The organism is Vibrio mediterranei, assembly GCF_013364395.1.
Lineage (GTDB): Bacteria > Pseudomonadota > Gammaproteobacteria > Enterobacterales > Vibrionaceae > Vibrio > Vibrio mediterranei.
Genome location: NZ_JABXGK010000001.1, coordinates 2,498,745 through 2,516,797 on the forward strand (window position 1 = coordinate 2,498,745; position 18,053 = coordinate 2,516,797).

Here is an 18,053-nt window from a genome sequence, read left to right on the forward strand (position 1 = left end):
TTCAGAGCTTTTTTATTTCAACAAGGACGTATCAGTGACGGTTCTTTCCAACATCAAAGCATTTTCCAAAACTCGTTTGTCTTGGGGCCTGCTTTTTATATGCACCATTTTCTTCGAGCTTTGTGCCTTATTCTTCCAACATGTTATGCAGCTTGGTCCATGCGTGATGTGTATTTATGAACGGGTTGCCATGTTTGGTATTACCGGTGCTGCGCTAATAGGTATGATCAATCCGAAAAATACGGTAATGCGTTGGATTGGATTTGGTGCTTGGGGTGCTTCGGCAATCAAAGGATTAACATTGGCGCTTGAACACGTGGACTATCAGTTCAATCCATCACCTTTCAAGACCTGTGATTTGTTCGTCACCTTCCCAGATTGGGCACCTTTAAATCAATGGGCTCCTTGGTTATTTGAAGCCTACGGTGACTGTTCTAAAGTCGTATGGCAGTTCCTGACACTATCAATGCCACAATGGCTGGTGATTATTTTTGCAGGTAACTTAGTTGCACTGGCCATCATCATTATCTCCCAAAGCGCGAAACTGTCTGGCTCCAGAGCACGTGGTTTTCAGTAACGCTTTTGGGTAACTAATTGATAAAACAAAGCCTCCAAATTGGAGGCTTTGTTTCTTATGGTTGTAAGCGATTACTGACCACAGCACTTCTTGAACTTTTTGCCACTACCGCAAGGACAAGTGTCATTACGGCCCACGTCTTTAAACGGGTTAACGGTTTGAGATTGATGTCCAATCATCATTTCATCAGCCGCCATACCTACTTCGTGTATCATCGCATCTAACTGTGGTAGAAATTCCGTTAGTTGTGGTAGCTGTTCATACCCTGCTTGACGCATTTCGTTATGCGTCTGCTCTTCATCAATAGCCAGCATAAACGTAGTTAACAGCGCTTGAAGCATGCGCTGCGTGCCATCTGCAAACTGCTTGTTAATCCATTGCTGTTCAACAGTAGGCCACACAGTCATAAACCCTTCGGCTACGTCTGCTAACTGCTCAGTATTACTGCCAATAAAATCCGTAAGATGGTAATGAGCGGTCTTCAATTGGGCGTATTGAGCATTTAGATGATCTACAATCCATGCTTCTTGGTCAGCCGAATAGTCGCCGACCACATTAGCTAACCAGCTTTCCGGCTTTAATGGTTCGACCGCAAAGTTTGCCGCCAAGATTGCGCCTTCAATAAATGCACTAGACTCACCTGTCCAATCAGCAGGTAGCTCGATGAATTTCATACGTTGATCTTTTATCTTAAAAATTTGCAGCAAGTATATTTGGCTACGTCGCTGAACTCAATGGTCGATTCTTTACCCTATAACAGGTAGAATCCCCGCTCCCTGAGTATAGTGAGAACTGGTATGCGTGTTGTTTTGGGCCCAATGGAGGGCGTTTTAGATCATCTAATGCGAGAGATTCTTACAGAGATCAACGATTACGATCTCTGTGTGACTGAGTTTGTTCGTGTCGTTGACCAAACCCTACCCGATCACGTATTCCACCGACTGTGCCCTGAGTTAGCGCAAGGTTCAATGACCAAATCCGGTACACCCGTTCATATTCAATTACTGGGTCAAGACCCTCGCTGGATGGCAGAAAATGCGGTAAGAGCGGCGAGCCTTGGCGCTAAAGGTATCGACCTTAATTTTGGTTGCCCCGCAAAACTGGTTAACAAAAGCAAAGGGGGCGCTGCCCTATTGCAACATCCCGAGCTTATTCATAACGTCGTTAAAGCGTGTCGTGAAGCTGTTGACCGCAATATTCCGGTGACAGCAAAAATCCGCCTAGGTTGGGAAAACCCGGATGATTGCTTTGAGATTGTCGATGCGATAGAGCAAGCTGGAGCCAACGAGTTAACCGTTCATGCTAGAACCAAAACTGGTGGCTATAAGGCAAGCGAGATCAAGTGGGAATATATCAATGAGATCCGCAAGAAAACATCAGTTCCCTTAATTGCCAACGGTGAAATCTGGAACTTTGAAGATGGTCAACGCTGTATAGAAACTACCGGTGTTGATTCACTCATGGTCTGCCGTGGCGCGTTTAATGTCCCTAACCTCGGCAATGTAGTGAAACATAACCACACCGTGATGCCATGGCAAGACGTGGTTGATTTGTTGCTGGTCTATTCGACTTATGAAATCAAAGGCGACAAGGGACTGTACTACCCTAACCGAGTAAAACAATGGTTCTCGTATCTTCGTCAGCAATATCCTCAAGCGAACGAGTTGTTCCGAGAAATCCGCACCTTCAATAAGGCTGCACCTATCGTTGAGCATATACAAAACTACCGTGACAATGTACTTGAGACATTGTCACAGTAGTTTACTCAGGCTAATGGGTTAGTAGCAGTGAATGTTCGCCTTCTATCGAGACGGTGAGCATTCCTTTGTTAGCAGAGATTATCTTCTCGGTAATTGGACAACGAAACGCTCCCTGTTCAATCCCCAGCTTCCATATGGGCAATTCTACTTGGTTCGATTGTTTTCCTAGATTGAAACCACTTAGCACCACTTCGCTATCGAGTTGGCGAGCGAACACCAAACAAGCCTCATCAACATACAAAGGCATAAAGCTACCTTTTTGCAGTGCCTTCGAGTTCCGACGAATGGCAATCATCTTTTTAAAGTACGGTAGCCATTCACTGTGCTCAATCTGTTCCCAAGGGAAGCAACGACGGTTGTCTGGGTCGTGAGAGCCTTCTAGAGCAATCTCGGCACCGTAATACAAACAAGGCGCCCCCACAAAAGACATCAATAGCTGGTTCGCGATAGCAAACTTCGCTTTGTCTCCACTAAGTGTTGTAATAAAGCGTTCAGTATCATGGCTATCTAACTGGTTGAGCTGTGACAGCTGGTTGTTCCATGGAACCTTTGCACTTGCTTCCTGAAGCCACTCAAGAAAGTCATGGCAGTCAATGTTAATTGGATCAAATTGAATGTCCTTGCTTGCTAGCAAAGCCCTAACTGGATGCGCGAATCCATAATAGTTCATCGCCCCATCTTCTTGATCACCCTGTAGCCACTGAGTCGCCTCAAAGAAATGCTCTCCGAGCATATAAGAATCTGGGTTCACCGACTTCATCGAATCACGGAATGCTTTCACATAATGCGCGTTATTGGTTGCTCCCTCTCCTTCACCTAACATATGAATCACATCAAAACGCCAGCCATCGATATTATATGGGGGCTTTAGCCAGTACTTGATAACTGAGCTTTCATCCTGATAGATCTGGTTGCATACCTCTTGGTTGCGGAAATTCAATACTGGTAACGTGTCAATCCCTTTCCAGCCGACGTACCTATCTGAATCAGCTTCAAAAAAGTAGTAATCACGATATGGACTGTCTTGCGATGTATAAGCTCCATTGCCGTGACTAAGGATATCGAACCATGAATGTGAGATGGATGTGTGATTGAGTACTGCATCTAGCACCACTTTCAAGCCTCGTTGATGAAGCTTATCCGTCAATTGGGCAAATTGTTCATTAGTGCCAAATTTTGGATCAATTGAGTAGTAATCAACGGTATCGTATTTATGGTTTGAGTATGACGTGAATATTGGATTCAGATAAAGCGTAGTGATACCTAAATCTTGAAGATAGTCGAGTTTACTTTCGATGCCCGCAAGGTCACCACCGAAGAACTCTACTGCGCCAGTATCACCATGAGTACCAACACTTTCTCCCCACTGTTTTTTCACAGACTGTCTATTCCGAGCAGGGTATTGATATTCACCCGTTTCCACCGCTAAGTCTGGGTCACCGTTGCAAAAACGTTCAGGGAAGATTTGGTAGAAAACTTGCTCTGCTACCCAACTTGGGGGCTGATGACAGCGATTGTACTTAAAATGGTACTCTCGCCCGGGCATACGTTTTTGAACACCGCGGGCATCTAACCAGTACTGCTCCGTTTGCGTTAGAGCTTTAAACACGTAGTAAGTAACATCTTTATCTTCGCTAAGAGGAAGCGTCGCCTGCCAAATATCAAGTCGTCCTTTCGTGCCCACTTTAGACATAGGGACTATGTACTCTTCATTGTCAGGCTCATGACGAAGGCTTACCGACTCATAATCTTTTGCTTCAGCAAACAAAGTAATGGTTAGCTTATCTTCGACGCGCACCACCCCATCATGAGTCTGTGGATGAAATAAAAAAGGCTGTGTCATTGTTATTCTTCTTAAATAGAGGGAACGAGATTACGTTATCTTAGTTGAATAACCGCAATAAAAAATCCCCCTTCAAATTGAAGAGGGATCACAGTCTGTAGGCGTAGCACTGAGGCTTAGAAACAGCTCGGTTAATGATGTTTAAGAATAGAATGTTAACTCAATAGCAAACTGTCATCCGCCAGCTCTTCACCACGAACTTTTGAGAACATTTCTAATAGATCTGGAACTTGCATATTTGCGCGCTGTTCCCCTTCAACGTCCAAGACGATTTCTCCTTGGTGTAGCATTACGGTTCGATCACCGCAGGCCAGCGCATCTTTCATCGAGTGCGTTACCATCATTACCGTAAGGTTAAACTCCTTGATCACCTTTTTAGTTAAGTCGATAACAAAAGCTGCCATACGTGGGTCAAGTGCCGCTGTATGCTCGTCAAGCAGTAACAGCTTACTATCTGACAGCGTTGCCATCACTAAACTTACCGCTTGGCGCTGACCACCTGAAAGTAACCCAATATTGTCACTCAATCGGTCTTCAAGGCCTAAACCAAGAATGCTAATGCGCTCTTGGAATAGCTTGCGACGCTTTGACGATAGCGACAAACTCCAACCACGTTTTTTACCACGCATATATGCTAGGGCCATGTTTTCTTCAATAGAGAGGTCTCCACACGTTCCTGCTAAGGGGTCCTGGAATACACGAGCACATTGGTTTGCTCGCTGATCTACCGTTTGTCTGGTCACGTCCATTTCGTCAATGAGCACTCGACCGCCAATCATAGGTGTTTCACCAGTAACAGCGCCAAGTAACGTAGATTTACCCGCTCCATTTGAACCAATCACCGTTAGAAACTGATGTTCCGGAACCTCTAGATTAACGCCTTTCAATGCTTGGTTTTCTAGGATAGTACCTGGGTTGAAGGTAACTTGAATATCTTCTAAACGAATCATGCTACTTTCCCCGCTTTGCCTGAATTAGATACTGCTTGACTCTTTACAGGCTTAACGCCCTTTTTTGCTTTGAGGTTTCCTTTTAGTTTCGGAGCAATCAGTGCAATGGCTACCAAGACCGCCGTCACCAAGTTAAGGTCCGATGCCTGCAATCCAAACATGCCAGAACTTAATGCGAACGCCACAGCTAGACGATACAAGACGGAACCGACAATCACCGCGGTCACCGCTACCCAAATCTTTTTACCCGGAATCAAGGTCTGACCCAGAATAACAGCAGCAAGGCCAACCACGATCGTACCCACACCAGAAGTCACATCCGCAAAGCTATTGGTCTGAGCGAACAGCGCACCAGCGAAACCTACGAAACCGTTGGATAAAGCAAGACAAAAATAGGTATAAAACGATGTGCTTGCACCTTGAGCCTTAACCATGCGCGCATTGACACCAGTCGCTCGTAGCCCCAAACCGAAATCACTATTAAGAAGGCGGACAACAAACCATGCCGACACCAGAACGAGTACACCCACCACTAAAGGCCTGATGTACATGGCATCACCCATCATTTCAAATGGAGTTAAAATAGTATCTTCACCAAGTAGTGCAATATTTGGGCGTCCCATGATTCGAATATTGATCGAAAACGCCGCGATCATAGTCAAGATAGATGCTAGAAGATGAAGAATGCCACACCTAACGGCTAAGAATGCTGTCACCCAACCCGTTGCTGCACCAGCAACGATAGCCATCCCCGTTGCAATCCAAGGGTCGATTCCAGCCACAATAGCGGTCGCTGCAACGGCCGCTCCCATAGGGAAACTGCCATCAACACTAAGATCTGGAAAATCAAGAACTCGGAAGGTGAGATAGACACCCAACGCGACCAGTCCGTAGATAAGACCGATTTCTAGAGCGCCGAAAAAAGCGAAAGCAGACATAACAACTCCTCTTCTGCTTAATAAAAAAGCTGGGCCTTAAATCACAAAGCCCAGCCACTATCACTCGTGCGTTACTTTACGCTTGTTGCACGATCCATCACTGATTTAGGAATCGCTAAACCCAATTTTTTAGCTGCTGTTGCATTGATAACCAAGTCAGAGCCTTTCGCAACTTTGACATCCATTTGGCCTGGATCTTTACCATCTAGGATATCGGCTACGTAGTCTGCGGTTTGGACACCAATTTGGTAGTAGTCGAACCCAAGACTTGCTACCGCACCACGCTCAACATAAGACGTTGCTGCACCAAATACCGGTTTCTTCGCTTGATTTGCAGAAACAATCATGCCTTCAATCGCACTAGCAACCGTATTATCGATAAGTGCGTAGATGATGTCTGATTTAGCAGCAATTGCTTGAGTCGCAGTTTGTACATCAGCACTTTTAAGTGCCGTCGCTTCTACCAATTCAATACCGCGCTTATCAGTGCTCTCTTTAAGCAGCTTCATAAGGCTAACCGCGTTAGCTTCACCTGGGTTATAAACTACACCAATACTTTTTACATCTGGCATGATTTCTTGAATTAATTCAACGTGTTGATCAACAGGAGAAAGGTCAGACAGACCCGTTACATTTTTACCTGGTTGCTCAAGCTGCTTCACTAACTTCGCTCCCACTGGATCAGTAACGGCAGTGAAAACAACCGGGATATCGCGCGTTGCTGATACCAGAGCCTGAGCCGTTGGAGTTGCTATACCAACAAGAACGTCAGGGCGCTCACCTACATATTGGCGTGCAATCTGTACCGCAATAGCTGGATTGCCCTGCGCCGTTTTATAGTCAAATTCTAGATTCTTTCCTTGCTCATACCCTTTCGCTTTTAAACCATCCACCAAGCCTTGGCGAGTCGCATCAAGCGCTGGGTGTTCAACGATTTGGGATACTGCCACTTTTGCCGTCTTTGCCATAATGCTCGTAGACGATAATAGAGCCACGCCAGTTAGTGCTGCTGTGACAAGTAACTTGCTTGCTTTCATCTTCACTCCTTGATTCAGCAATTTTTCCTTGTGAGGCAGAAAGCTCTCACTCAAGAGGAAATTAGGTGTAATTATTGTTTTACATTAAATGTCGAATATTTATTTAATTTTCGACTTACTGCTATTTCTACCAGTAAGCTTACCAAATTGAAAGATAATATTAACAAACCGACCAGATAAACGTGCTGAAAGATTGATTTAATGACATACATTTTAATCAGAATGTACACTATACGATACATGCGACTAATATTTAGTCAAATCTTAGCGTAATGCATTTTTGACAAAAGTGAAGGATTGTGAGTGATTTTTTGTGAAAGGTGTCTATATTCATACAGATAGCGTTCAGCTTCATATATGCTCGCTCCCGATAGTTACCAAGGAAGACCTTCATGAACCTACATATTCAAAAAGCTTTATTCATATCTCTAATTTGTGTGTTCTCTGCATTCGGGTTTGCGAGGGAATTGGAAAGCAGCAAGCTCGATAAAGTTGCCGTCATTGATGGCGTACCGTGGTCAATAGAGCCAATTGATAACAAACGTTTTTTGATAGCTTTACGCCAAGGCAGTCTTGTTATCCTTGATGGGGAAACCGGGAAGGTATCTGCTGTCTCCGGTATGCCAAATGTGTATTCGTCGGGTCAAGGCGGTTTAATGGACATCATCGCTAGTCCTAAAGACAAAAATGTTTTTTATTTCACTTATGCCAAACCCGATGGTAAAGGTGGCACCCCGACACTTGCCAAAGCGCGTTTAAACGGGTCAACAATAGAATCATGGCAGGACTTGTTCTCCAGCAACGTTGTCGTCACCTCGGGGCGACATTTTGGCAGTCGTCTTGCTTTTGATGATGAAGGCTATATCTACATGACCATCGGAGACGCAGGGGAACGGGATAATGCGCAGCAAACCGACAATCACGCGGGTACTATAATTCGGCTTAATCAAGATGGCAGCGTGCCTAAAGACAATCCATTTATTGATAACAAGCGCTTTGCCCCCGAGATTTACTCGTATGGTCACCGAAACCCACAGGGCATAATCTACGACAGCAATAGAAAACAGCTTTGGGCCATTGAACACGGACCACGAGGTGGAGATGAGCTCAACTTAATCAAAGCTGGGGCAAACTATGGCTGGCCAATTACTTCTCATGGAAAGGAATATTGGGGGCCGATTAATGCGGGGGAAGCTCAAGAAAAAGATGGAATAGAGTCGCCGAAGAAAGTGTACATCCCCTCTATCGCACCTGGTTCACTACACCTTTATCAAGGAGAGAAGTTCCCTCGATTAAACGGCATACTTCTGATTGGCGCATTAAAGCTCACTCATATGAACGTCCTCGATGTCAATGAAGCAGGCCAAGTACTCGAAGAACGCCGCTATTATGAAGAGCTGGGCGAACGTATCCGCGATATCACTTCTGATGCCGCGGGTAACGTATGGTTTACGACAGACAGTGGCAGCGTCTACAAGATCCGTCGTGCCTATGAATAGCGGTTACTAAGACAAGCCTCTATAAAACAAAACCCCGCATTAATGCGGGGTTTTGTTTTGAAGCCAATTAAATTAGAACCAACGGTCAAAATCGCTGCGATCGAGCTGTCTAAACGCTCTATTTAGAGTGACAGCGAGTTCTTTATATTTGGGCTTGGCCTTAACTGGCTCCATCGCACAGCCCGTCTCAATGATCTTTTGATGCAGCTCTCGATACCAAGACGCAAGTGCTGGAGGTAGTTGTGTGTTGTAGCGGTTTCCAAGCCACCACATACCTTGAACTGGTAAGCTGATAGCAAACAACGCGATAACAATAGATTGTGGCATGGCTTGAGCATTGCTAAACGCCATTTGCGTTAACACACTAATAGCGGCAACCGCAGGCATGACTTTGATACCAAACTTTGTTGCTTTGATTATGCGCTGCTCTGGGAACAATGGTGTGAGTTCCTTTCTCATTGGCCACAGCTCCATGTACTTTTGGCCATTTTTTATACTCTGAGTCAGACTTACTCGCTCGCTCATAGGCAACCTCACTAAAAAAAAGTTGAACTCTTCAACTAAATCAGCAAAATATTGACTGAAGTTAATATTCTTTCAAATTTATTTTGTTATCTTCTGTCATTATCGTTATTCTTTGCGTTTCCTCAATCTCATTGTTGTCTTTATTTACAAATAAGGCAACCAAGAGATGAACGTCGCAAGGACGCAAATGTGATTTTAATGAAGAAATCGCATATTATTATACGGCAATTGATGAATTTTTGACCAAGACTGAATGGTAAATCTTTTGTACCTTCTCAGCCTTGAGATACGTTTTATACCCCAATGATCCATGATCAATAAAATACAGGTAACCTCTAATGTCTAAGCTGGTTTTAGTTTTAAACTGCGGTAGTTCTTCTCTTAAGTTCGCCATCGTTGATGCAGAAAACGGTGATGAGCACCTAACAGGCCTTGCTGAATGTCTACACCTTCCAGAAGCTCGTATCAAGTGGAAACTTGATGGTAAACACGAAGCTCAACTAGGCGACGGCGCTGCTCACGAAGAAGCGTTAGCATTCATGGTAGAAACTATCCTTGCTTCTAAACCTGAGCTAAAAGCTAACCTAGGCGCTATCGGTCACCGTATCGTTCACGGTGGTGAGCAATTCACATCTTCTGCGCTAATTACAGACGATGTACTTAAAGGTATCGAAGACTCTGCAACATTTGCACCTCTTCACAACCCAGCTCACATCATCGGTATCGAAGCGGCGAAGCACAACTTCCCAGAGCTTAAGAACGTAGCAGTATTTGACACTGCGTTCCACCAAACTATGCCTCAAGAGTCTTACCTATACGCTCTACCGTACAACCTGTACAAAGAGCACGGCATCCGTCGCTACGGCATGCACGGTACGTCTCACCTATTCATCGCACGTGAAGCAGCTGAACTACTTGGTAAGCCAGCTAACGAACTGAACATCATCAACTGCCACCTAGGCAACGGTGCTTCTGTTTGCGCTATCAAGAACGGCGAATCTGTAGATACTTCAATGGGTCTAACTCCTCTTGAAGGTCTAGTAATGGGTACTCGTTGTGGTGATATCGATCCAGCGATCATCTTCCACCTACACGACGCACTAGGTTACTCTGTTGAGCAAATCAACAACATGCTAACTAAAGAGTCTGGCCTTCTAGGTCTAACTGAAGTGACTTCTGACTGCCGTTTCGTTGAAGACAACTACGGTGAGAAAGAAGAAGCAACTCGTGCAATGGACGTGTTCTGCCACCGTCTAGCGAAATACGTAGCGGGTTACACTGCATCTCTTGACGGTCGTCTAGACGCTATCGTGTTCACTGGTGGTATCGGTGAAAACTCTGCACCAATCCGTGAGATGGTTCTAAACCGTCTAGGCGTATTCGGCATCGAAGTTGACGGTGAAGCTAACCTTAAAGCTCGTTTTGGCGGCGAAGGCACTATCACTGCAGCAAGCAGCCGTATCCCTGCAATGGTTATCTCTACTAACGAAGAGCTAGTAATTGCTGAAGACACTGCGCGTCTAGCGGGTCTTTAATTTTCAAACTGGCTAACTTAGGTTAGCCAGTTTTCTTATTGGGCTCAGCCGACCGTCTGTTTTTCTCCTAAAAGGACGTTCACCACGCTGAGTTTCTTCCCTACATATAGTTTGAGGTACTCAAAGAATGTCCCGTACTATTATGCTTGTACCAACTAGCGCTGGCGTAGGTCTTACCAGTGTTAGCATGGGTGTATTGCGTGCTATGGAGCGCAAAGGTGTGAACGTTGCGTTCTACAAGCCTATCGCTCAGCCTCGCCACGGTGGCGATCAACCAGACTTAACTTCAACTATCGTTGGTAACAGCAGCGATATGAAAGTGGGCCAACCACTTCCAATGTCTGACGTTGAGAACCTATACGGTAGCGAAAAAGTTGATGTACTACTTGAGACAATTGTTGAACGTTACAATCAAGTAAGCAAAGACGCTGAAGTAACGCTTATCGAAGGTCTAGTACCGACTCGTAAACACCCATTTGCGAACGCAGTTAACGCAGAAATCGCAAAAACACTTGGTGCAGAGATCGTATTCGTAGCAACGCCAGGTACTGACAACCCAAGTCAGCTTAAAGAGCGTATCGAAGTTGCATGTACTAACTACGGTGGTACTAAAAACAAGAACATCTCTGGCGTTATCATCAACAAGCTAAACGCTCCTGTTGATGAAGCAGGCCGTACTCGTCCAGATCTTTCTGAAATCTTTGATGACGCAGACACCGCGCAGCAAGCTAACCTTGAAGTAATGCAAATCTTCAACACTAGCCCAATCCGCGTTCTTGGCTGCGTGCCTTGGAAGATCGATTTAATTGCAACGCGTGCAATCGACATGGCTCAGCACCTAAATGCCGAAGTAATTAACGCGGGCGATATCGAGAAGCGTCGTATTAAGAGCATCACGTTCTGTGCACGTTCTCTACCGAACATGATCGAGCACTTCAAACCAGGTTCTCTACTTGTTACTTCAGCAGACCGTCCAGACGTTATCGTCGCTGCGGCACTTGCTGCAATGAACGGTGTAGAAATCGGCGCTATCCTATTAACAGGTGGCTACGATGTTCCTGTTGAAATTGCTGACCTAATCAAGCCAGCACTAGACACTGGCCTGCCAATCTTTAAGGCTCAAGGTAACACATGGCAAACGTCTCTGAACCTACAGAGCTTTAGCCTAGAAGTACCTGCAGACGATAAAGAGCGTATCGAGTTCGTTAACGAGCACGTTGCTGGTCACATCGACGGTCCATGGATTGACTCTTTACTTGAAGGTACTATCGGTACTCGTAAGCTAAGCCCACCAGCATTCCGTTACCAGTTAACAGAACTTGCTCGTAAAGCTGGCAAACGTATCGTTCTTCCTGAAGGTGATGAGCCTCGTACAGTTAAAGCTGCGGCTATCTGTGCTGAGCGTGGCATCGCGGAATGTGTGCTTCTTGGTAACCCAGACGAAATCAAGCGCGTAGCTGCACAACAAGGTGTTGAACTAGGTGCAGGTGTTACAATCATCGATTCTGATGCGGTACGTGAAAACTACGTTGCTCGTCTCGTAGAACTACGCGGCGCGAAAGGTATGACTGAAGTTGTGGCTCGTGAGAAGCTACAAGACTCTGTTTACCTTGGCACAATGATGCTTGAAGCAAACGAAGTAGACGGTCTAGTATCTGGTGCTGTTCACACAACAGCAAATACTATCGTTCCTCCGTTCCAAATCATCAAAACGGCTCCGGGTACATCTATCGTATCGTCAATCTTCTTCATGCTTCTGCCTGATCAAGTATTGGTATACGGTGACTGTGCAATCAACCCTGACCCAACAGCTGAGCAACTTGCGGAAATCGCTATCCAATCTGCAGACTCTGCTGCAGCATTCGGTATCGACCCACGCGTTGCAATGATCTCATACTCTACTGGTGAGTCTGGTAAAGGTGCTGATGTAGATAAAGTACGTGAAGCAACCAAACTAGCAAAAGAGAAACGTCCTGATCTTATCATCGACGGTCCTCTACAGTACGATGCAGCGATCATGGAGAACGTAGCGGCTTCTAAAGCACCTAACTCTCCGGTTGCAGGTAAAGCGACTGTATTTGTATTCCCAGATCTGAACACTGGTAACACAACATACAAAGCGGTACAGCGTTCAGCAGACCTAGTTTCTATCGGTCCAATGCTGCAAGGTATGCGCAAGCCAGTTAACGACCTTTCTCGTGGCGCACTAGTAGACGATATCGTGTACACAGTAGCACTAACTGCGATTCAGTCAGGTCAAGAGCAAAAGTAATTTGCCCTTTAACTGAATGAATAAAGCCTCCGTCATCGGAGGCTTTTTTATTGTATGCAGTTTAACGCTCTCTTCCATGAGGCGAATCCAAGTCCAAATCAGGGCCAGCAGGAACAATTTGAGTTGGATTGATACCCGTATGACTGAAGTAGTAGTGGCGTTTAATATGGTAGAGATCCGTGGTCTCTTTAACACCTTTAACTTGGTATAGCTCTTTGAGGAAACCTTGGATATTTTCGTAATCAGCGATACGTTTTTTATTGCACTTAAAGTGCCCCACATACACCGCATCGAAACGCACTAATGTGGTAAACAATCGCCAATCAGCTTCCGTTATCTGGTCACCCGTTAAGTATCGATGGGTCGCCAACTGCGCTTCTACCTTATCCAAAGCATCGAACAAGCTATTGTAAGCTTCTTCATACGCCTCCTGAGTAGTTGCAAAACCGCAACGGTATACCCCATTGTTAATGTTTGGGTAGATAAACTCATTCCACTCGTCAATCGCGGACTGCAATTTCTCCGGATAAAAATCGTCACTATTACCTGTCAGATGGTTGAACTCCGAGTTGAACATTCGGATGATTTCCGATGACTCATTACTCACAATAGTGTTGGTCTTTTTATCCCACAAAACAGGTACAGTAACTCGACCGGTATAGTCCGGTTTAGCTTGTGTATAAATTTGGTGAAGTTTGGTGAATCCAAATAGTGGCTCGGGAAGCCCAAAAGACCACCCTTCTGAAAGCATATCAGGACACACGACAGTAACATCAATATGCGCTTCCAAGCCTTTAAGAGTGCGAAAGATCAGTGTTCTATGAGCCCAAGGACAAGCTAGCGATACGTATAAATGATAGCGACCAGATTCAGGTTGGAATTCTGCTTGTGGGCTATTGTCTATCCAATGACGAAAGCCAGCATCTTCACGCACAAACTTACCGCCAGACGTTTTAGTGTCATACCATACATCATGCCAAACACCTTCAACCAATTTCCCCATGCTTTCATTCCTTCTCTTCATTTAGTGATGACATTATATGAAGCGAGCATGAAGAACTTGAGGGGATGGTTTGAAAGAAGTCGTTCGAATAACTTGAATGATCTTTTGGTGAGAACAAAAAAAGCGCGACCAAAAAAGTTGCCGCGCTTAGGCCCGTCACAGGCTGAAAATAGCGGCTCTAATTATTCACACACAAACAACTAGAGCCATTCCTTGCTGGTTAGTGGGATTCCCTAAACACTGACGTTTAGGCACGACACTGCGTGTACGTCCGTTCCCTGAATTGTTGGTTTCTGTTGAGCACACTGCTCCGTTGCTTGTGGGCAGCGCGTTCTAAACACACAACCTGATGGAGGACTGATCGGAGATGGTAGATCCCCTTCCAACATCTGAATGGTTTTAGTGCGCTCAATTTTTGGATCTGGAATCGGAACCGCTGACATTAGCGCTTTAGTATAAGGATGCGACGGATTGGCAAATAATGCTTCTGCCTCACCTAACTCAACAGCATTGCCAAGATACATTACCAAAACACGATCAGAAATGTGCTTCACGACTGACAGGTCATGCGCAATAAACACTAGACTCAAGCCTAGCTCTTTTTGCAGCTCTTTCAGTAGGTTAACCACCTGAGCTTGGATAGATACATCCAATGCCGATACAGGCTCATCACAAATAATCATCTTAGGACGTAAGATTAGTGCACGCGCAATACCGATACGCTGACACTGACCACCTGAGAACTCGTGCGGATAACGGTTAATCACGTTTGGTAGCAGGCCTACTTTTGCCATCATTTCTTTGACGCGATCTTTCACTTCCTGTTTTGAGAGCTCTGGATAAAAGGTCTCTAATGGCTCGGCAATGATGTCACCCACCGTCATACGAGGGTTAAGTGATGCCAAAGGATCTTGGAAAATCATTTGGATTTCTTTGCGAGTGTCACGACGCTGAACCGCTTGCATCTTAGTCAAATCTTGACCAAGCCACATCACTTCACCATCTGTCGCTTCTACAAGACCGATAATAGCGCGTGCAAACGTAGACTTACCACAACCTGACTCGCCTACTACACCCAGTGTTTCACCTTCGTATAGACGAACATTTACGCCATCTACGGCTTTAAGCTGAGCCGGCTTTGACCAAGGCCAAGCTGATTTCGATGCAATGCTGAAGTGTACTTTTAGCTCTTTTACATCAAGTAATAGTGATTTGTTGTTTGTCATTGCATTCATTTTGCCCAAGCCTCCCAATCAGAAAAACACGCACGTTGACGACCTTGTCCAAAGTTCTCTAGTGTTGGCGCAGACACGCTACACTGTGGAGTTGCACGGTGGCAGCGCTCTTGGTAAGGACAGCCCGGTGGCAAACGTAATAAGTTTGGTGGATTACCTGGAATCGTTGGTAGGATCTCCCCTTCCGTGTCCAGACGAGGGATTGCCTTTAACAGACCTTCCGCATAAGGGTGGCTAGGGTTATAGAAGATTTCATCTACCGTGCCGTACTCCATCGTACGACCTGCGTACATAACTAGTACTTTGTCACATGAACCTGCAACAACACCCAAGTCATGCGTAATCATGATAATAGCTGTGTTGAACTCCGATTTAAGCTCGTTCAGAAGGTCCATGATCTGAGCCTGAACCGTTACATCCAATGCCGTTGTCGGTTCGTCAGCAATCAGCAGTTTTGGACGACACAATAGCGCCATCGCAATCATCACACGTTGACGCATACCGCCTGAAAATTCATGTGGATACATAGTAATACGCTTGCGCGCTTCTGGAATTTTTACCGCTTCAAGCATACGAACAGACTCTTCGAATGCTTCCGCTTTACCCATGCCTTTATGCAGCATAAGTACTTCCATCAATTGGTCGCTAACTTTCATGTATGGGTTAAGCGACGTCATTGGGTCTTGGAAAATCATCGCAATTTGCTCAGCGCGAACTTTGTTCAGCTCTTTTTCTGGCAAGTTGAGGATCTCACGCCCTTCAAATTGTGCACTACCCGAAATGATACCGTTTTTCGCTAACAAGCCCATGATAGCGAATACAGTTTGCGATTTACCTGAACCGGACTCACCTACAATACCCAGCGTTTCGCCTTGGTTGAGGGAGAAATTCAAGTCGTTTACAGCGGTAACAATACCGTCCTGCGTGGTGAACTCAACACGCAGATCTTTGACATCTAATAAGCTCATATTCAATCCTTTCTTCTAGTTCTTATCTGTCTTTTGGATCCAGCGCGTCACGAAGACCATCGCCAACATAGTTAAAGCAGAACAAGGTTACGACCATGAAAATAGCAGGGAAAACTAACTGCCAAATAGCCACTTCCATTGTTTGAGAACCCTCTTGAAGCAATGCGCCCCAACTGGTCATCGGCTCCTGTACGCCAAGGCCAAGGAATGAAAGGAAAGATTCTGTCAAAATCATACTTGGGATAAGTAGTGTTGAATACACCGCTACGATACCAAGTACGTTAGGGACAATGTGACGTGTGATAATTTTCCAATTACTCACGCCCGAAACGTGTGCCGCTTCGATAAACTCTTTGCTGCGTAAGCTAAGAGTTTGACCACGTACAATACGCGCCATGTCCAGCCATGCAATCGCACCGATAGCCACAAAGATAAGCACAATGTTACGACCGAAGAATGTTACTAGAACGATAACCAAGAACATAAACGGTACAGCGTACAAAATCTCAAGTACACGCATCATAACGCGGTCAACACGACCACCAATAAAGCCTGATGTTGCACCGTAAAGTGTACCAATCAATACCGCAACAAATGCACCTAGAACCCCTACCATTAGAGAGATACGGCCACCCATTAATGTACGCACATAAAGGTCACGTCCAAGACTATCAGTACCAAACCAGTGCTCAGCACTTGGTGCAGCATGCATGGCATACCAATCCGTATCATCAAACGCGTATTGAGCAAACATTGGCAGGAAAATCACTGCTAATGTCATCAGGGTTAGAATAAATAAACTCACCATCGCAGCTTTGTTACGCATAAAACGGATACGCGCGTCTTGCCACAAGCTACGACCTTCAATTTCTAAATTCTCGGAAAACTTCTCTACCGCTTCCAAGTTTTCTTTTTTCGTTAGCATCATTACCACACTCCCTTAGTAACGAATTTTCGGGTCGATCATCGCAAGCAAGATATCTACGATGGCGTTAAATAGAATGAATAGGAAACCAATTAAGATGGTGACACCCATTACTAACGAATAGTCTCGGTTAAAGGCTGCGTTTACAAACAGCTTACCGATACCAGGTAATCCGAAAATAGTCTCTACTACTACCGAACCGGTAATAATACCTACGAACGCGGGGCCCATGTACGATACTACTGGCAACAGTGCAGGCTTAAGAGCGTGCTTAAGAACGATATAACGATAGCTCAAGCCTTTTGCGCGAGCTGTGCGGATAAAGTTACTGTTCAATGTCTCAATCATGCTGCCACGAGTAATACGTGCAAACGTTGCAACATAAAGCAGTGACATGGCGATCACGGGTAACACGATGTATTGAAAGCCACCATCATGCCAGCCACCAGCAGGGAAAAGATTCCAATGCAGTGAGAACAGATAAATCAATGCTGGTGCCAATACGAAAGAGGGCATAACGACCCCAAGCATGGCCGTAGACATAATCGTGTAATCGAGCCAAGTGTTTTGCCGTAAAGCAGCAATAGTCCCTACGGTTACCCCCATGATAACGGTAAAGATGAAGGCAATCAGACCTACTTTGGCCGATACAGGTAAAGCAACCGAAATAAGCTCGTTTACGGTGTAATCTTGATATTTAAAAGATGGACCAAAATCACCTTGTAAGATGTTGGTCAAGTACGTGGTGTACTGTTCGAACACTGGCTTATCAAGGCCATATTTTGCTTCAATGTTAGCCATAACTTCCGGTGGAAGTGGGCGCTCACTTGAAAAAGGGTTACCTGGTGCGAATCGCATCAGGAAAAAGGAGACAGTAATTAATACCAACAGTGTTGGTATCGCTTCAAATATCCGTTTAAGTATGAATTTAATCATAAACTCATCCATCCAGTCTGTGACAATTTAAAATAAAATAGACACTGCGT

16 protein-coding genes are annotated in these 18,053 nt (G+C 45.1%); 5 read left to right on the forward strand and 11 right to left on the reverse strand.

The window, feature by feature from the left end; translation table 11 throughout:
* The first annotated feature begins 34 nt into the window (after window positions 1-34).
* On the forward strand, window positions 35-577 hold the full coding sequence (gene dsbB / locus HOP38_RS11585; RefSeq protein WP_006070038.1) for a disulfide bond formation protein DsbB: 543 nt from the start codon (window positions 35-37) through the stop codon (window positions 575-577).
* A gap of 71 nt (window positions 578-648) precedes the next feature.
* Here the strand turns inward: dsbB and HOP38_RS11590 are convergent, their stop codons facing one another.
* Window positions 649-1,251 (reverse strand): YecA family protein, encoded by a 603-nt coding sequence (locus HOP38_RS11590; RefSeq protein WP_006070037.1) that lies wholly within the window; start codon window positions 1,249-1,251, stop codon window positions 649-651.
* Between the two features lie 123 nt (window positions 1,252-1,374).
* Between HOP38_RS11590 and dusC the strand changes: the two genes are divergently transcribed.
* Complete coding sequence (gene dusC, locus HOP38_RS11595) at window positions 1,375-2,337, forward strand: tRNA dihydrouridine(16) synthase DusC (RefSeq protein ID WP_198558111.1); 963 nt, start codon at window positions 1,375-1,377, stop codon at window positions 2,335-2,337.
* A gap of 10 nt (window positions 2,338-2,347) precedes the next feature.
* Here the strand turns inward: dusC and malZ are convergent, their stop codons facing one another.
* The 4 genes from malZ to HOP38_RS11615 form a co-directional block, all read right to left on the reverse strand.
* Window positions 2,348-4,180 carry a maltodextrin glucosidase gene (gene malZ, locus HOP38_RS11600; RefSeq protein WP_198558112.1) on the reverse strand — a complete coding sequence of 611 codons (1,833 nt, stop codon included), beginning with the start codon at window positions 4,178-4,180 and terminating at the stop codon, window positions 2,348-2,350.
* Window positions 4,181-4,335: 155 nt separating this feature from the next.
* On the reverse strand, window positions 4,336-5,130 hold the full coding sequence (locus tag HOP38_RS11605; RefSeq protein ID WP_006070034.1) for an ABC transporter ATP-binding protein: 795 nt from the start codon (window positions 5,128-5,130) through the stop codon (window positions 4,336-4,338).
* Complete coding sequence (locus HOP38_RS11610) at window positions 5,127-6,068, reverse strand: ABC transporter permease (RefSeq protein WP_006070033.1); 942 nt, start codon at window positions 6,066-6,068, stop codon at window positions 5,127-5,129. The genes HOP38_RS11605 and HOP38_RS11610 overlap by 4 nt, the downstream gene beginning before the upstream one ends.
* Window positions 6,069-6,139: 71 nt before the next feature.
* On the reverse strand, window positions 6,140-7,105 hold the full coding sequence (locus HOP38_RS11615; protein WP_006070032.1) for an ABC transporter substrate-binding protein: 966 nt from the start codon (window positions 7,103-7,105) through the stop codon (window positions 6,140-6,142).
* A gap of 392 nt (window positions 7,106-7,497) precedes the next feature.
* Here HOP38_RS11615 and HOP38_RS11620 point away from each other — a divergent pair, with 392 nt between their 5' ends.
* Window positions 7,498-8,604, forward strand: a complete 1,107-nt coding sequence (locus HOP38_RS11620; protein WP_198558113.1) for a PQQ-dependent sugar dehydrogenase — start codon at window positions 7,498-7,500, stop codon at window positions 8,602-8,604.
* 72 nt (window positions 8,605-8,676) lie between these two features.
* Here HOP38_RS11620 and yfbV read toward each other — a convergent pair whose 3' ends face one another.
* Complete coding sequence (gene yfbV / locus HOP38_RS11625; protein WP_006070030.1) at window positions 8,677-9,129, reverse strand: terminus macrodomain insulation protein YfbV; 453 nt, start codon at window positions 9,127-9,129, stop codon at window positions 8,677-8,679.
* 338 nt (window positions 9,130-9,467) lie between these two features.
* Between yfbV and HOP38_RS11630 the strand changes: the two genes are divergently transcribed.
* Together HOP38_RS11630 and pta are read left to right on the forward strand one after the other, a co-directional pair.
* On the forward strand, window positions 9,468-10,664 hold the full coding sequence (locus tag HOP38_RS11630; protein WP_006070029.1) for an acetate kinase: 1,197 nt from the start codon (window positions 9,468-9,470) through the stop codon (window positions 10,662-10,664).
* 127 nt (window positions 10,665-10,791) lie between these two features.
* Window positions 10,792-12,936 carry a phosphate acetyltransferase gene (pta, locus tag HOP38_RS11635; RefSeq protein WP_006070028.1) on the forward strand — a complete coding sequence of 715 codons (2,145 nt, stop codon included), beginning with the start codon at window positions 10,792-10,794 and terminating at the stop codon, window positions 12,934-12,936.
* A gap of 61 nt (window positions 12,937-12,997) precedes the next feature.
* Here pta and HOP38_RS11640 read toward each other — a convergent pair whose 3' ends face one another.
* The 5 genes from HOP38_RS11640 to oppB form a co-directional block, all read right to left on the reverse strand.
* Window positions 12,998-13,939: a glutathione S-transferase family protein gene (locus HOP38_RS11640; protein WP_124940085.1), complete on the reverse strand. Its 942-nt coding sequence runs from the start codon at window positions 13,937-13,939 to the stop codon at window positions 12,998-13,000.
* 233 nt (window positions 13,940-14,172) lie between these two features.
* Complete coding sequence (gene oppF / locus HOP38_RS11645; protein WP_038221908.1) at window positions 14,173-15,165, reverse strand: murein tripeptide/oligopeptide ABC transporter ATP binding protein OppF; 993 nt, start codon at window positions 15,163-15,165, stop codon at window positions 14,173-14,175.
* 5 nt (window positions 15,166-15,170) lie between these two features.
* Window positions 15,171-16,142, reverse strand: coding sequence for an ABC transporter ATP-binding protein (oppD, locus tag HOP38_RS11650; protein WP_006070025.1), 972 nt, complete (start codon window positions 16,140-16,142; stop codon window positions 15,171-15,173).
* Window positions 16,143-16,164: 22 nt separating this feature from the next.
* Entirely contained in the window at window positions 16,165-17,067 is a 903-nt protein-coding gene (gene oppC / locus HOP38_RS11655) for an oligopeptide ABC transporter permease OppC (RefSeq protein ID WP_031493371.1), read from the reverse strand.
* Between the two features lie 15 nt (window positions 17,068-17,082).
* Window positions 17,083-18,003 carry an oligopeptide ABC transporter permease OppB gene (gene oppB, locus HOP38_RS11660; RefSeq protein WP_006070023.1) on the reverse strand — a complete coding sequence of 307 codons (921 nt, stop codon included), beginning with the start codon at window positions 18,001-18,003 and terminating at the stop codon, window positions 17,083-17,085.
* Window positions 18,004-18,053 lie beyond the last annotated feature (50 nt).

Bases quoted from the DNA above. Each gene is read 5' to 3' on its own strand.
- oppF (WP_038221908.1), bottom strand. From the start codon at position 15,165: ATGACAAACAACAAATCACTATTACTTGATGTAAAAGAGCTAAAAGTA.
- HOP38_RS11640 (WP_124940085.1), bottom strand. From the start codon at position 13,939: ATGGGGAAATTGGTTGAAGGTGTTTGGCATGATGTATGGTATGACACT.
- yfbV (WP_006070030.1), bottom strand. From the start codon at position 9,129: ATGAGCGAGCGAGTAAGTCTGACTCAGAGTATAAAAAATGGCCAAAAG.
- HOP38_RS11620 (WP_198558113.1), top strand. From the start codon at position 7,498: ATGAACCTACATATTCAAAAAGCTTTATTCATATCTCTAATTTGTGTG.
- pta (WP_006070028.1), top strand. From the start codon at position 10,792: ATGTCCCGTACTATTATGCTTGTACCAACTAGCGCTGGCGTAGGTCTT.
- HOP38_RS11590 (WP_006070037.1), bottom strand. From the start codon at position 1,251: ATGAAATTCATCGAGCTACCTGCTGATTGGACAGGTGAGTCTAGTGCA.
- HOP38_RS11630 (WP_006070029.1), top strand. From the start codon at position 9,468: ATGTCTAAGCTGGTTTTAGTTTTAAACTGCGGTAGTTCTTCTCTTAAG.
- malZ (WP_198558112.1), bottom strand. From the start codon at position 4,180: ATGACACAGCCTTTTTTATTTCATCCACAGACTCATGATGGGGTGGTG.
- HOP38_RS11610 (WP_006070033.1), bottom strand. From the start codon at position 6,068: ATGTCTGCTTTCGCTTTTTTCGGCGCTCTAGAAATCGGTCTTATCTAC.
- HOP38_RS11605 (WP_006070034.1), bottom strand. From the start codon at position 5,130: ATGATTCGTTTAGAAGATATTCAAGTTACCTTCAACCCAGGTACTATC.
- HOP38_RS11615 (WP_006070032.1), bottom strand. From the start codon at position 7,105: ATGAAAGCAAGCAAGTTACTTGTCACAGCAGCACTAACTGGCGTGGCT.
- oppD (WP_006070025.1), bottom strand. From the start codon at position 16,142: ATGAGCTTATTAGATGTCAAAGATCTGCGTGTTGAGTTCACCACGCAG.
- oppB (WP_006070023.1), bottom strand. From the start codon at position 18,003: ATGATTAAATTCATACTTAAACGGATATTTGAAGCGATACCAACACTG.
- oppC (WP_031493371.1), bottom strand. From the start codon at position 17,067: ATGCTAACGAAAAAAGAAAACTTGGAAGCGGTAGAGAAGTTTTCCGAG.
- dusC (WP_198558111.1), top strand. From the start codon at position 1,375: ATGCGTGTTGTTTTGGGCCCAATGGAGGGCGTTTTAGATCATCTAATG.